The 13,348-nt window shown below is 68.8% G+C and carries 14 protein-coding genes; 10 read left to right on the top strand and 4 right to left on the bottom strand.

The window, feature by feature from the left end:
• Window positions 1-9 precede the first annotated feature (9 nt).
• From ACQEU1_RS04925 to ACQEU1_RS04910, 4 genes are all read left to right on the top strand, one after another.
• On the top strand, window positions 10-954 hold the full coding sequence (locus tag ACQEU1_RS04925; protein ID WP_433196658.1) for a helix-turn-helix transcriptional regulator: 945 nt from the start codon (window positions 10-12) through the stop codon (window positions 952-954).
• A gap of 2 nt (window positions 955-956) precedes the next feature.
• Window positions 957-1,223 (top strand): hypothetical protein, encoded by a 267-nt coding sequence (locus ACQEU1_RS04920; RefSeq protein WP_433196656.1) that lies wholly within the window; start codon window positions 957-959, stop codon window positions 1,221-1,223.
• A gap of 119 nt (window positions 1,224-1,342) precedes the next feature.
• Entirely contained in the window at window positions 1,343-2,212 is an 870-nt protein-coding gene (locus tag ACQEU1_RS04915) for an SDR family NAD(P)-dependent oxidoreductase (RefSeq protein ID WP_433196654.1), read from the top strand.
• A gap of 10 nt (window positions 2,213-2,222) precedes the next feature.
• Entirely contained in the window at window positions 2,223-2,783 is a 561-nt protein-coding gene (locus ACQEU1_RS04910) for a TetR/AcrR family transcriptional regulator (RefSeq protein ID WP_433196652.1), read from the top strand.
• Here ACQEU1_RS04910 and ACQEU1_RS04905 read toward each other — a convergent pair.
• Both ACQEU1_RS04905 and ACQEU1_RS04900 read right to left on the bottom strand, forming a co-directional pair.
• A complete protein-coding gene (locus tag ACQEU1_RS04905) occupies window positions 2,772-3,566 on the bottom strand; it encodes an LLM class flavin-dependent oxidoreductase (RefSeq protein ID WP_433196650.1) in 795 nt (264 codons plus the stop codon). The genes ACQEU1_RS04910 and ACQEU1_RS04905 overlap by 12 nt on opposite strands.
• Window positions 3,567-3,630: 64 nt before the next feature.
• A complete protein-coding gene (locus tag ACQEU1_RS04900) occupies window positions 3,631-4,125 on the bottom strand; it encodes a DinB family protein (RefSeq protein ID WP_433211328.1) in 495 nt (164 codons plus the stop codon).
• Window positions 4,126-4,897: 772 nt separating this feature from the next.
• On the opposite strand from ACQEU1_RS04900, the gene ACQEU1_RS04895 reads away from it, so the two are divergent.
• The 5 genes from ACQEU1_RS04895 (at window position 4,898) to ACQEU1_RS04875 (ending at window position 9,672) form a co-directional block, all read left to right on the top strand.
• Window positions 4,898-5,875 (top strand): tyrosine-type recombinase/integrase, encoded by a 978-nt coding sequence (locus ACQEU1_RS04895; protein WP_433196648.1) that lies wholly within the window; start codon window positions 4,898-4,900, stop codon window positions 5,873-5,875.
• A 129-nt stretch (window positions 5,876-6,004) separates the two neighbouring features.
• The gene (locus ACQEU1_RS04890) at window positions 6,005-6,829 is read left to right on the top strand and encodes a Ku protein (protein ID WP_433196646.1); all 825 of its coding nucleotides are present in this window, start codon (window positions 6,005-6,007) and stop codon (window positions 6,827-6,829) included.
• A complete protein-coding gene (gene ligD / locus ACQEU1_RS04885) occupies window positions 6,830-8,272 on the top strand; it encodes a non-homologous end-joining DNA ligase (RefSeq protein WP_433196644.1) in 1,443 nt (480 codons plus the stop codon).
• Window positions 8,262-9,134, top strand: a complete 873-nt coding sequence (gene ligD, locus ACQEU1_RS04880) for a non-homologous end-joining DNA ligase (protein ID WP_433196642.1) — start codon at window positions 8,262-8,264, stop codon at window positions 9,132-9,134. The genes ligD (ACQEU1_RS04885) and ligD (ACQEU1_RS04880) overlap by 11 nt, the downstream gene beginning before the upstream one ends.
• A 1-nt stretch (window position 9,135) precedes the next feature.
• On the top strand, window positions 9,136-9,672 hold the full coding sequence (locus ACQEU1_RS04875) for a GrpB family protein (RefSeq protein ID WP_433196640.1): 537 nt from the start codon (window positions 9,136-9,138) through the stop codon (window positions 9,670-9,672).
• Here the strand turns inward: ACQEU1_RS04875 and ACQEU1_RS04870 are convergent.
• The gene (locus ACQEU1_RS04870) at window positions 9,650-10,621 is read right to left on the bottom strand and encodes a GlxA family transcriptional regulator (RefSeq protein WP_433196638.1); all 972 of its coding nucleotides are present in this window, start codon (window positions 10,619-10,621) and stop codon (window positions 9,650-9,652) included. The genes ACQEU1_RS04875 and ACQEU1_RS04870 overlap by 23 nt on opposite strands.
• A 62-nt stretch (window positions 10,622-10,683) precedes the next feature.
• On the opposite strand from ACQEU1_RS04870, the gene ACQEU1_RS04865 reads away from it, so the two are divergent.
• The gene (locus tag ACQEU1_RS04865) at window positions 10,684-11,064 is read left to right on the top strand and encodes a cupin domain-containing protein (RefSeq protein WP_433196636.1); all 381 of its coding nucleotides are present in this window, start codon (window positions 10,684-10,686) and stop codon (window positions 11,062-11,064) included.
• Window positions 11,065-11,095: 31 nt separating this feature from the next.
• Here the strand turns inward: ACQEU1_RS04865 and ACQEU1_RS04860 are convergent, their stop codons facing one another.
• Complete coding sequence (locus tag ACQEU1_RS04860) at window positions 11,096-13,204, bottom strand: choice-of-anchor P family protein (protein ID WP_433196634.1); 2,109 nt, start codon at window positions 13,202-13,204, stop codon at window positions 11,096-11,098.
• Window positions 13,205-13,348: the final 144 nt, after the last annotated feature.

The raw sequence follows: 13,348 nt of genomic DNA, 5'->3' as shown, positions 1-13,348 counted from the left end.
TGTCCGTCCATGTTGGAAACCTCGGCCCGCCTGCTGCGCCTGCTCGCACTACTGCAGTCCCGCCGCGACTGGCAGGGCAGCGAACTGGCCGACGAACTCCAGATCAGCCCCCGCACCGTCCGCCGCGACGTGGACCGCCTGCGCGAACTCGGCTACCCGGTCAACGCCACCACGGGTTCGTTCGGCGGCTACCGCCTCGGCGCCGGCGCCGAACTGCCACCCCTGCTCCTCGACGACAACGAGGCCGTAGCCGTGGCCGCCGCCCTGCGCACCAACGCCGTCACGGGCCTGGAAGAGGTCTCCCTGCGCGCCCTGCTCAAACTCGAACAGGTCCTCCCGTCCCGCCTGCGCCACCGCGTCTCGGCCCTGGAACAGATCGAGTCCGTCCCCCGCGACCACCCGGCCCCCGCCCTCGACCCCGAGCTGCTCTCCGTTCTGGCCGCCGCGTGCCGAGACAGCGACACCCTCCGCTTCGACTACCAGGCCCACGACGGCACCCCCACCCGCCGCCGGGTAGAACCCCACCGCCTGGTCAACTGGGGCCGCCGCTGGTACCTCGTCGCCTGGGACGCCGACAAGTCCGACTGGCGCAGCTTCCGCGTGGACCGCATCACCCCACCCCAACCGCCTTTCGGCCCCCGCTTCGCACCCCGCGACTTCGACGCCACCACCTACGTGGCCTCCCGCGTCAACCAAGCGGCCTGGCGCTTCCAAGCCCGAGTCCTGATCCACGCCCCGGCTTCCACGGTGGCTGACCGCATCAACGCCATGGTCGGCACCGTGGAAGCACGCGATGAGGTGTCCTGCGTCCTCGTGACCGGCTCCGACTCCCTCGAAACCCTCGCCGTCTGGATCGGCATGCTCGACCTCGACTTCGAGGTCACCTCACCACCCGAACTCGTGGCACACGTTCGCACCCTTGCGGCCCGCTACGCCCGCGCCGTACAAGACTGAGCATGGCCATCACCGGACGTGACATCGAGCGCCTGCTCTACACCGACACGCCCGACCCGATCCTCGTGCTGCACAACGGGGAAACCTCGATCGTCGCCGCCGCGGAGCTGGGGCGCCGCCCTGGAGCCGTCGTCGTCTGCTCCCGGGCCGAACTGCTGCGGCGGGTGGGGGAGCGCGACCTGTCCGAGGCCGAACTCTCCGCCCTGGCCGCCGAACTCACCAGCTCAACTGGACACCCAACTCCGCCACCGCCCGCCTGGCCCGCCTGACCAGATCTCGACGGCCTCGTTGTGGCCCACCTCTGTCCCACTGAAGCGGATAGCTCATCCGTATTTGTGCTAGCGTCGGCGACGGAAGCGGATTCGGTATCCGGATTGAGGGAGTGGGCATGGTGCGCAGGGCGGTTGTGACGGCTGGGACCGGTGGCATCGGGCTGGAGACGGCGTTGGGGCTGGCGGATGCCGGGTTTGCCGTCACCGTGGTCGGGCGCAACGCCGAGCGTGGGGCTCGGGCGGTCGAGAGGCTCAACGTCAGGGGAGCGGAAGGCGCTCGGTTCCTGCGGGCTGACCTCTCGTCGTTGGACGAGGTTCGGGCGTTGGCCGCGGTGATCGCCGGCGAGGGGGAGGTGGACGTCCTCGTCAACAACGTTGGCGCCATGTTCGCCGACCGCGTCGAGCTCGGCGGGGTGGAAGGGTCGTTCGTCGTCAACCACCTCTCGCCCTACCTGCTCACCGAGTTGTTGTTGCCGGTGTTGAGAGACCGGGTCGTCAACGTGACGTCCGGGGCCGTTGTTGTTGCCAAGAAGGTGTTCGACGCCGTTGAGCCTCCTGGCGGGTACTACGGGTTTCACTGGTACGGGCGGGCCAAGCTCATGAATCTCGCCTACACGCTCGACCTCGCCCGGCGGCTTGAAGGGTCGGGGGTGAAGGTGTTCGCCGCCGATCCCGGGGGAGCGGCCACCGACATGACGGACGGGACGATGAGGTCGCCCAAGATCGTGTCGCCTGGGTTGCGGGTGTTGTGGCCGTTGGTGCGGCGCACGTTCGAGAAGTCCACCTCCGGGCCCGCGGACGTTGCCGCTCGGTCTTCGATCCTGGCCGCCACCGGGGATCTGCCCAGCGGCACCGTGGTCGGGCGGCACGCCGTGCCCGTCACGCCCGCCAAGGCCGCTGTCGACCCGCAGGTGCAGGCGGCCGTGCGGCGGCTCAGCGAGAGGCACGCGCCACTTGGACGCGTTCCGGATGGCGTATCCAATTAGTCTTGGAGGCATGACGCCTCAGCGGAAGGACGCCGCTCGCAACTGGGAGCACATCGTCGGTGTTGCCAGGGAACTGGTGGACGAAGGCACACCGCTGCAGCTCAACGACGTCGCACGGCGGGCCGGGCTCGGGGTCGGCACCGTCTATCGGCACTTTCCCACCGCCGAGGCGTTGCTGGAGACCGTTGCCACGCCCTGTCTCGAGGCGCTCGCCAGCACCGGGGAGCAAGGGCTTGCCCACGATGATCCGTGGGAGGCGTTCGCCGCGTTCCTCGCCAAGGTCGTCGAAGGCCAGGTCACCGATCCCGCACTCGTGAAGGTGTCGGCCGCACCGCAGGACGTGCTGCCACGCACCACCGAGCTCAAAAAGCAGATCATGGGCATCGGCGCCAAGTTGCTCGCCCGTGCGCGGGAGGCCGGAGCGGTGCGCAACGACCTCGACAACGCCGACATCGTTCCGTTGATGTGCGGCATCGCCTACGCCACCTACGTGCACAGCGACAGCCCTGACGACCGGCTGCCCACCGCTCACCGGTACCTCGAGACGTTGCTGCGCGGGCTACGCGCCTGACGGAGGGCCCGCCGCGATGAAGGCGTGGAGGTCGTCGATCGATTGAGCGCCGCCGTCGGTGAGCATCCACGTCACCCCGGCGGCCTCGTACTCCGCGACCTCGGTGGGTAAGGCGGCACCGCCCCAGATCGTCACGTCGCCGTCCGCCGGGCCACCCGACGACACGAAGTCGGACTTCAGCCGCGCGGCGTCAGCAGGGGAGAGCACCACCAGACCCTCCTGACCGAACGTCGCCGGCACCACACCCGCCGCGTGCTCCGCCGCGCGGAACGGCGTCTCGCGCGGCCAGTTGCCACCCACCCAGATCGGAACGTCCACCGGCGCGAACCGCACACCCGACACCTCGAACACCTCACCGCGGTGCTCCACCTCGGCGCCCGACAACAGCGCACGAAGCAACTCGACGCCCTCGGACAACGCACGAGCGCGCGACACCCGCTCACCGAACGGCTCGAAGTCCTGCGGCACGCCCGCACCCACACCAAGCACCAAACGACCGCCCGACAAGCGCTGCAGCGTCGACGCCTCCAACGCCACCTTCCACGGACGCCGCCGCCCCAGCGACGTCACCATCGGACCCACCCGGATCGACGACGTCCGCGCCGCCACCGCACCCAACGTCACCCAGACATCCGCCACCAGAGCCTCACCGGGCACCACCACGTGATCCCACAGGAAGAACCCGTCCCAGCCCGCCTCCTCGGCCGCCACACCCAGCGAGACCAGCACCGACGGATCACCCAGCGACGCCCCGAACGAAGGAACATAGATCGCGTATCGCATGGACCCAGTGTGGCAACGACCCCCGACAAGATCGTTCACGAGCCTCTGAACTGCACAAACACGCTCAACGGCCCTCGCCGGTCGCCCCGTCCAGCTGCTCGCGCAGGATGTCCGCGTGACCCGCGTGCCGCGCCGTCTCCGACACCACGTGCACCAACACGTTGAACAACATCACGTCAGGACGCGGCCACCACGGCACATGGCCGGGGGAGTCCACCGCCAAACCCTCGATCGTCGCGTCCGAATGCGCCCACGCCCGCCGATAACGAGCAACGACGTCCTCACGCGACTCGAACTCGTCAGCCCGCATGTCCAGACCACGCGCCGACAGATCGTCCCAGCGCGGCAACGGCTCCGGGAACGGCCGCCCGAACACCTCACCGAAGTACCGCGCCTCGGTCAGCGTCAGATGCTTCACCAGACCCAGCAGGTTCGTCCCGGACGCCACCAGCGGGCGCCGCACGTCGGCCTCCGGCAACCCGTCCAGCTTCCACACCAACACCTCGCGCAACTCACGCAGATCGCCGTGCAGGTACGCCTTCGCGAAGTCATCGATCACGAGCAGACAGCCTGCCACGCGCACACCTAACGCCACGGTGACGAAAGCAGTCGTGCGAGCGCGCAAGAGAGGCGACGGCCCACAGGAACCCGGCGACCGCGCCAGACGACGGATCCGGGACGACGCCGCGCGGGCAAACGTCAGCAGAAGCCGTCTGAGCGAACCAACGCGCACACGCCGACGTACGAACGGCCGCAACGAGGCTCAGGAGATCGCCGGGAGACATCCGCGGGGCAGACCCAGATCCACGTTACTTGACATAATGTAGATTATCGGCGAAACGGCGACCTGCGAAGATCGTCTCAGAAGGGGCCGCAACGCCCGTGTTGGCGCGTCTGCAAGTCACAGCCAACGGGCAGGCCGGCTGCGCTTGCAGACGCCACAACATCAGATCCACGGCGATGTCGGAGCGCGGTCGACACCGACGTGTCGTCAGTGAGACGTACGTGGCGGGGCGCCATTACGCTCACGATCCCCGACAAGTGACGCCGCCTGGTCCAGTGCCTCTGTGCGCCGTTTCCGAATCCGGCCAACCCGGATGAAACGGACATTTCATGCATAATCGCCATTATCCAGCACGGCACAAGGGGAGAAACGGCTCGCTCGCCGCCGCGCGTCATCGCGGGTCCCACGCCTGATCAGGACGGGTGACACTGCCCCGCCCCGGAGCGGCAGTGATCATCGACGACGGCCCGTCCGTCCCCGTTTGAGCAGCTCAGGACGTTGTGAGCGGCACCGCTCCCCTCCCCCTGCGGCGAGGATTGTCGGTGCCGTGCGGTACAAGATCCATATGCACGTGTTCGCCGCCCAGGACGCCTTCTTCCTCGCCCGCCGGACTCGCAAGGACTCGCCGCACACGACGGCCGCCTACCAGCGAGATCTCGCCGGCGTGAACGCTCTCCTGGCCGAGACGCTCGGCACGCCCGCCGAGGACCTGACGATCGGGCATCTGACGGGTGGCAACCTGCGGCAGGCGTTCGGGTTGTTCGCGGACACGCACGCCAAGAGCTCGGTGTTGCGGGCGTGGTCGACGTGGAACCAGTTCCTGACGTTCTGCGTGGCGGAGGACCTGATCGCGGGCAATCCGATGGGGGCGGTGGCGCGTCCGAAGACGCCTCCGCTGGTGCCCAAGCCGTTGAGGGGTGAGGACACGCCGGAGCAGTTGCTGACGGCCGCGGCGGAGGGTGCGCGGAAGGGGCGTGACCCGTGGCCGGAGCGGGACGTGCTGGTGATCGCGCTGGGGCTGGTGGCGGGTCTGCGGAGCGCGGAGATGCGGACGTTGACGCTGGCGTCGGTCGTGGGGCGTGAGGGTGACAAGAGGCTGCACGTGAAGGGCAAGGGGAACCGGGATCGGAGTGTGCCGATCGAGCCGCCGATGGAGCGGATCGTGGAGGCGTACCTGACGAGTTGCCGGCAGCGGTTTCCGCAGGGCAGGTTCGATCGGGAGAGCGCGTTGTTGCGGGATCGGCATGGTGAGCCGATCGGGCGGGGTGGGTTGGAGTACCTGGTGAAGCAGTGCTTCCGGTGGGCCGGGTTGAACGACCGGGTGCCGACGGGGGCGAATCTGCACGCTCTCAGGCACACGTTCGCGACGAGGCTGGCGGAGGACGGGGCGAGCGCGAGCGAGATCATGGCGTTGCTGGGGCATGCGAGTCTGGCGACGAGTCAGAACTACATCGAGGCGACGGCGCGGGAGCGGCGGGCTGCGGTGGCGAGCAATCGGACGTATCGGGCGCTCAAGGACATCTAGCGGTGTTCCACTGGGATGCGGCACTCTCGGCTGCAGGACGTGGGCCGGGGGTCGCTCAGTTGCCGGATCGTTAGGCCAAGTGGGTGACCTGATAGTGCGAAAACCGCATTTCAGGGGTACCCAATGAGAATGAGATCCGTGTGGCGTGGGGCCATCTCCTTCGGGTTGGTGACGATCGCCGTGCGCCTTTACTCGGCTGTCGAGGAGCACGACTTCCGTTTCAACCAGGTGCATCGGGCGGACGGTGGGCGCATCAAGTACAAGCGCGTCTGTTCGGTGTGCGGCGAAGAGGTCGAGTACGGCGACATCACCAAGGGCTACGAGCTGGACGACGGCCGGATGGTGATCATGGAGAACGAGGACTTCGACAAGTTGCCGGTGAAGACCGACAAGTCGATCGACGTTCTGGAGTTCGTGCCGGCGGAGGAGATCGATCCGATCTACTTCCAGAAGACGTACTACCTGGAGCCGGACAAGGCGGCGGCACGACCGTACGTGCTGCTGCGGGACGCGCTGGTGAAGACGGGTCAGCTGGCGGTCGTGAAGATCACGATCCGGCAGAAGGAGACCCTGGCGACGATCCGGGCGCGTGATGACGTGCTGGTGATGCACACGATGTTGTGGCCGGACGAGATCCGCAAGGCGGAGTTCGACTTCCTGGACCAGGCGGTCGAGGTGCGGCCGCAGGAGTTGAAGATGGCGACGTCGCTGGTGGAGTCGATGGCGGGTGACTTCGATCCGGACACGTTCACCGACGACTACCGGGATGCGTTGGAGAAGGTCATCGCGGCCAAGGCGGAGGGTGCGGAGCTGCCTGAGCAGCCGGAGGCCGAGGACAAGGGTGACGTGATCGATCTGATGACGGCGCTGGAACGCAGTGTGGAGAAGGCGAAGGCGGGGCGGAAGGGCGCGGAGAAGAAGTCGGCGCCGAAGAAGAAGGCCTCGTCGGCGTAGATGGCCGGGCTCGACGAGTACCGGCGCAAGCGGGATCCGGCCAGGACGCCGGAGCCCGTTCCTGCTGCTGATGAGTTGCCGAAGGGCAACAACGACACGTTCGTGATTCAGGAGCATCACGCGTCCAGCCTGCATTGGGATGTGCGGTTGGAGCGTGATGGCGTGTTGGTGTCGTGGGCGGTGCCGAAGGGGTTGCCGTCCACGACTGATGTGGTGCGTCTGGCCGTGCACACCGAGGATCACCCGCTGGAGTACGCGCAGTTCTCGGGTGAGATCCCGAAGGGTGAGTACGGCGGCGGCGAGATGTTCATCTGGGACCGCGGCCGCTACGAGACGGTGAAGTGGTCGGACCGCGAGGTCGACGTGGTGCTGCACGGGCATCGGACGCAGGGTCAGTTCGTGTTCTTCCGGTCGGGCAAGGACGAGAAGAACTGGATGATGAAGCGGCGGCACTCGGCGGTGCGGCCGGACTGGAAGCCTGCGCCTGAGCAGGTGAAGCCGATGCTGGCGGTGCCGGGGCCGCTCCCCCACGACGATGACGATCAGTGGGCGTACGAGTTCAAGTGGGACGGTGTCCGGGCGCTTCTGCGGGTCGAGGGTGGCCGGGTGCAGGCGTGGTCGCGGCTGGGCAACGACATCACGGTCGCCTACCCCGAGCTGCAGGGTGTCGGTGAGCAGCTGGGGTCGACGGAGGCGCTCCTCGATGGGGAGATCGTCGCGCTGCAGAACGGTGTGCCGAGTTTCAGCGCTCTGCAGAACCGGATGCACGTCACGAAGTCCGAGGCCGCGCGACGAGCCGCCCGGCAGTTCCCCGTCACGCTGCTGCTGTTCGACCTGCTGCACCTCGACGGCAGCTCCACTCTCCAGCTCCCGTTCCGGCAGCGTCGTGAGCTGCTCAGAGGCCTGGAGCTCAAGGGTCCGAACTGGCTGACTCCCCCGTCGTACGACGAGGACGGGGCGGCGGTGCTGGCGGCGAGCCGGGAGCAGGGTCTGGAGGGCGTGGTCGCGAAGCGCCTGGATTCGGCGTATCAGCCGGGGACGCGGAGCCCGGTGTGGCGCAAGATCACCGATCTGCTGGCGCAGGAGGTGGTGATCGGCGGCTGGCGGATGGGTGAGGGCAAGCGCGCGGGTGTGGTGGGGGCGCTGTTGCTGGGTATTCCGCAGGACGGTGGGCTGGCGTTCGCGGGGTCGGTGGGCACGGGGTTCAACGACGCGGAGCTGGCGGTGCTGACGCCGCGGCTCCAGGCGCTGGCCCGGAAGGCGTCGCCGTTCGTGACGGAGATGCCGCGGGAGCGGTCGAAGGGTGCGAGGTGGGTGGAGCCGGAGCTGGTGGCGGAGGTGGTGTTCCGGCAGTGGACGCCGGACGGGCGGATGCGGTTTCCGGCGTGGCGCGGGTTGCGGCCGGACAAGACTCCTGGGGAGGTGCGTCGGGTTGTCGAGTGACGCGACCGTGAAGGTCGAGGGCCGGGTGCTGAAGCTGACGAACCTGGACAAGGTGCTGTACCCGGAGTTCGGGTTCACCAAGGGTGAGGTGATCGACTACTACACCCGGATCGCGCCGGTGCTGCTGCCCCATCTGAAGGATCGTCCGGTGACGTTGAAGCGCTTCCCGAACGGGGTGGACGGGAAGTGGTTCTTCGAGAAGAACGCGCCGGAGCACCGTCCGGAGTGGGTGCGGACGATGCGGCTGGACTCGCCCGGTAGCTCGAAGGGCAACGAGACGGTCAACTACGTGATGGTGGACGAGTTGGCGACGTTGGTGTGGCTGGCGAACCTGGCGGCGCTGGAGTTGCACGTGCCGCAGTGGACGGTGGGGCCGCGCGGGGGCAAGCGGGATCCTGATCTGCTGGTGTTCGACCTGGATCCGGGGGCGCCGGCGACGATCGTGGAGTGTGCGCGGGTCGCGGAGGCGGTGCGGGTGGTGCTCGACGACGACGGGGTGGACTCGTGGGCGAAGACGTCGGGCAACAAGGGGATGCAGGTGTACGCGTACGCGCCGGCGAAGGACACGGCGGAGTACGCGAAGGCGGTGGCGCAGCGGTTGGCGCAGGAGCAGCCGAAGTTGATCGTGTCGACGATGGCGAAGGCGCAGCGGACCGGGAAGGTGTTCATCGACTGGTCGCAGAACAACCCGGCGAAGACGACGGTGGCGCCGTACTCGTTGCGGGCTCGGGAGCGTCCGGCGGCGTCGACGCCGTTGACGTGGGACGAGGTGGAAGACTGCGAGGCCGTGGAGGATCTGGTGTTCCTGGCCGACGAGGTGCTCGAGCGGGTGGACGAGGCCGGGGACCTGTTCGGGGGTTGATGTGGCGGATGTCGAGTACGTGACGGAGGAGCCCGCGCACAACGCGCCGGTGACGCTGGAGGACTACAACGCGCAGTGGCCGCGCTGGTACGAGCGCGAGGAGGCGAAGATCCGGGGCGCGCTGGGTGAGCGGGTGGTGCTGGTGGAGCACTGCGGGTCGACGTCGGTGCCGGGGCTGGCGGCGAAGCCGTTGATCGACATCTTGCTGGTGGTGCCGGATTCGCGTGATGAGGACGCTTATGTGCCGGCGTTGGTGGGGGCGGGGTACTACCTGCGGTTGCGGGAGCCGGGCTGGTACGAGCACCGGCTGGTCAAGGGCACGACGCCGAACGTGAACATGCACGTCTTCTCCCCCGGTTGTGTGGAGGTGGAGCGGATGCTGGCGTTCCGGGACCGGCTGCGGGCGCGTCCTGAGGAGCGTGCGGAGTACGAGCGGGTGAAGCGGGAGCTGGCGGTGCGGACGTGGGCGCGGGTGCAGGACTACGCGGACGCGAAGTCGCAGGTCGTGGAGGGGATCATCGCGCGGGCGCTGGGCTGAACCGGCGGCGGTACTGCGTGGGGGTGAGGCCGGTGTCGCGGCGGACGAGGGCGCGGACGTTGGCGGCGGTGCCGAGGCCGGTGCGGCGGGCGATGACGTCGAGGCGCTGCTCCCCCAGTTCGAGCAGGCGGCAGGCGAGGGTGACGCGTTCGCCGGTGAGCCAGGCGAGTGGTGTGGTGCCGAGTTGGGCTTGGAAGCGGCGGTGCAGGGTGGCGGGGCTGACGGCTGCCTTCTTGGCCAGTTCGGTGATGGTGATGGGCGTGTCGAGGTGTTGTTGAGCCCAGTGCAGGACCGGGGCGAGTGACTCGTCGGGGATCCGCGGTACGGGGCGTTCGACGAACTGGCGCTGGCCGCCGTCGCGGTGGGCGGCGAAGACGAGGCGGCGGCTGACGGAGGTGGCGGTCTGGGCGCCGTGGTCGCGGCGGACGAGGTGCAGGCCGAGGTCGAGGGCGGCGGCGCTGCCGGCGGAGGTGAGGATGTCGCCGTCGTCGACGAAGAGCACGTCGGGTTCGAGGGTGACCTGTGGGAACCGGGTGCGGAACTCGTCGGCCCACTGCCAGTGGGCGGTGGCGCGGCGGCCGTCGAGGACGCCTGCTTCGGCGAGGGTGAACGCGCCGGAGCAGAAGCCGACGAGGCGGGCGCCGCGGGTGTGGGCGCGGCGGATGGTGTCGAGGACGTCCGGGCGGCGTGGTGTCTCGACGTTGGGCCGGTTGGGCACGATCAGGGTGTCGGCGTGTTCGGCGGCTTCCAGGTCTGCGACGCCGGTGAGGGTGAAGAAGCCGTCGCGCATGGCGGTGTCCGGGGTGGGTGAGCTGAGGCGGAAGTCGTAGAGGTGGCCGCCGAGCTCGGGGCGGTGCAGGCCGAAGACCTCGGTGGCGCAGCCGAGTTCGAACGGGTTGGAGTTCTCGTCGACGATGACGACGACCCGGTGCGAGGATTCTTGCGGCATGTGCGATTCCTAGCACTCACGGCCGGGGCGTGTCAGCGGCGAGGCTGGGCCTTGTGACTGAGATGCCTGTTGTTCTGGACGAGGCGCTGGCCTCGTTCGACGCTCTGTGGAGTCCCCGGATCGTCGGCCGTGTGAACGACTACGACGTGCGGGTGGCGAAGGTCGAGGGTGAGCACGTGTGGCACGTGCACGACGACACCGACGAGTTCTTCCTCGTGCTGGACGGTGAGCTGCGCATCGATCTGCGTGCACCGGATCGCACGGTCGTGCTCGTGCAGGGTGCCGTGTTCACCGTGCCGCGCGGGACGTTCCACAAGCCGTCGGCGCCGCACGGCGCGCGGATCCTGATGTTCGAGCCGTCCGGCACGTCGACCGTGGGTGATCGGCACGACGAGGTGCCGGCGCACGTGGACGCGACGACGGGGCACGTGCTGGGGAGCTAGCGCGGTGCTCCCCAGCACGTGCCGGCGGATGTCAGCCCAGACGGCAGGCCGACAGGATGATCTCCTGGCCGAGCAGGGTGCGGACGCGGACGGCGTTCTGGATCAGCTGGCCGTTCGGTCCTGTCGCGGTCTCGTTGACGTGGACGGTCGCGACACCGGGGACGCCGATGGTGGCGGGGCCGGTGCCGATGGGCTGGCCGTTGAGCGTGCCGACCTTCGATGAGCCGACGACGCCGTTGGCGTCGCTCTCACACTTGGCCTCGATGGCGTTGAGCGTGATCGCGCCACCGAGCAGTGAGGCTCCCTCCACCCGTGCGCTGGCCACGGTGCGGCCGGTGTTCGGGTCGAGGGTGCAGTCGGCGTGCAGGGCGTTCACCGTGGCGAGTCCCAGCACGTTGACGGTCGCGACGGTCTTGTCCTCGTTGGGGGGACATTGCGCGTGCGGGGTCTTGGCGACGTTGATGAGGCCCGTGGCGTTGAGTGCCCACGCCTCACCGCGCAGGTAGACGACGACCTTGAGCACCGCGGTGGCGGAGCCTCCGTCGTCGTCGGTGACCTTGACCAGGACGTTGTGCGCGCCCAGGGCGGTGAAGGTGCGGGAGCCGGTGCACTTGCCCTGGTTGACGGTGCCGTTGACGATCGGCGAGCCGTCGTCGAAGTCGAACGTGCAGGTGTGGGTGTCGTTGGCGCCGATGTCGGTGAACGGCGCGGTGAAGTTGACCGTGGTGCCGCGCGTGACGAGGGTCTTGTCGGCGCTCAGCGTGGTCTGCGGGGCGACGTTGGTCAGGGTGAGGGTGGTGGTGGCGACGACGGCCGCGTTGACGCCGTCGTTGGCGGTGAGCTTGAGCTGCCACACGCCGTCGTCGGTGCACTTGACGGTGGTGGTCTGCGCGGCGGCGTTACCGAACGCGCAGGTGGCGCCCGCGTCGACGCCGGACTGCGGGGTCGCGGTCCAGGCCGTGGTCAGTGACGGGCCGTCCGGGTCGGTCACGGTGCCGGCGAGGCCGACGTCGGTGCCTTCCTGTCCGGAGTGCGGGCCGCCGGGTTTGACCACGGGCGGGGCGTTGATCTTGACGGTGACGCATTCGGTGACGTCACCGGCGCCTCCGCCGTCGGTGCCGCGGGCGGTGACGCACAGCTGGTGGTCGCCGGGCGCGAGGGCCGGGGTGGTGACGGTGTAGTCGACGGTGGCGGGGCCGTCCTGCGGCAGGCCCGGGGTGATCGAGGTGATCGGCAGGTCAGCGCCGCCGTCGACCTTGAGCGTCAGCGCGGTGAGCTTGGAGGCGATGACGCCGGGCACGACGTCGGGTAGCTGGGAGACGTCCGGGACCTCGGTGCAGGTGCCGCCGGTGGTCTCGGCGATCTTGCGCAACGAGTTGGTGCCCGCGATGTCGCAGCCGACGCTGCTGGACACGGCGAAGGTGAAGATCTTGACGCCGGCGGCGATCGCCTGCTGCAGCGCGGGGTCGACGTTGCCCGAGCCGGCGCCGTCGGACAGGAACACCATCAGCTTGCGCGACTCGGGCGCGGCGGTGGCCGAGGACAGACCGGCGGTCAGTGCCGCGACGTAGTTGGTGCCCCCGCCGGAACCGCGGTTGGTGAACAGGCCGACGCCGCTGAAGGTGACGCTGCCCAGCACCTCGGAGATGTCGTTGACGGCGTTGGCGTTGGCGTCGGCGGTGGGGGTGGTGGTCTTCTGGTCGCCGGCGGCCGGTCCGACGTCGGCGGTCGTGCCGTCGGAGCCGAACACGGCGACGCCGACGCTGCCGACGACGGTGTTCGGGACCGCGGCCTTGGCGTTCAGCGCCCTGGCCGCGGCGATCTCGCAGTCGAGGATCGAGGCGGGGTTGCCGTCGCCGTTCTGGTCTCCGCCGCAGCCCGCCGCCACCCCGGTCTGGGTCGAGCCGGACACGTCGAGCACGTAGGTCAGCGCGGTGTCCACGACGGCGACACCCGTGCCGATGGTGGCCTTGCCGGCGACGTTCACCGTGCCCGGCGGGTGGACGCTGTTGTTCGCGGGGCTCGTGATGGTGACGCCGATGCTGGTGCCGCCCGGCAGGTTCCCGGTGGCCGCGTGCGCGGGTAGTGCGAGAGCCACGGTGGTCACCAGCGCGGTGCCGACCGTGATCATGGGTCTCATGCTGTGCCTTCTCCGCTCGTGAGTTCGTCCCCGACCGAACGGAAGGAGACCGCACGTGGCCACACGGATACGGCTGGTCACCTAAATGCATAGATAGTCGACCTAAGTGGAGCAGTGCGGGTTCCGGCCTCGTGGATCTTGGGA

The sequence above is a fragment of the Lentzea sp. CA-135723 genome (assembly GCF_050936595.1).
GTDB lineage: Bacteria > Actinomycetota > Actinomycetes > Mycobacteriales > Pseudonocardiaceae > Lentzea.
Note: the sequence above shows the minus strand (reverse complement) of the source record. Positions and strands in the feature narration are given on the sequence as shown.

Bases quoted from the DNA above. Each gene is read 5' to 3' on its own strand.
- ACQEU1_RS04870 (WP_433196638.1), bottom strand. From the start codon at position 10,621: ATGCCGCAAGAATCCTCGCACCGGGTCGTCGTCATCGTCGACGAGAAC.
- ACQEU1_RS04925 (WP_433196658.1), top strand. From the start codon at position 10: ATGTTGGAAACCTCGGCCCGCCTGCTGCGCCTGCTCGCACTACTGCAG.
- ACQEU1_RS04890 (WP_433196646.1), top strand. From the start codon at position 6,005: ATGAGATCCGTGTGGCGTGGGGCCATCTCCTTCGGGTTGGTGACGATC.
- ACQEU1_RS04910 (WP_433196652.1), top strand. From the start codon at position 2,223: ATGACGCCTCAGCGGAAGGACGCCGCTCGCAACTGGGAGCACATCGTC.
- ACQEU1_RS04920 (WP_433196656.1), top strand. From the start codon at position 957: ATGGCCATCACCGGACGTGACATCGAGCGCCTGCTCTACACCGACACG.
- ACQEU1_RS04865 (WP_433196636.1), top strand. From the start codon at position 10,684: ATGCCTGTTGTTCTGGACGAGGCGCTGGCCTCGTTCGACGCTCTGTGG.
- ACQEU1_RS04860 (WP_433196634.1), bottom strand. From the start codon at position 13,204: ATGAGACCCATGATCACGGTCGGCACCGCGCTGGTGACCACCGTGGCT.
- ACQEU1_RS04915 (WP_433196654.1), top strand. From the start codon at position 1,343: ATGGTGCGCAGGGCGGTTGTGACGGCTGGGACCGGTGGCATCGGGCTG.
- ligD (WP_433196644.1), top strand. From the start codon at position 6,830: ATGGCCGGGCTCGACGAGTACCGGCGCAAGCGGGATCCGGCCAGGACG.
- ACQEU1_RS04905 (WP_433196650.1), bottom strand. From the start codon at position 3,566: ATGCGATACGCGATCTATGTTCCTTCGTTCGGGGCGTCGCTGGGTGAT.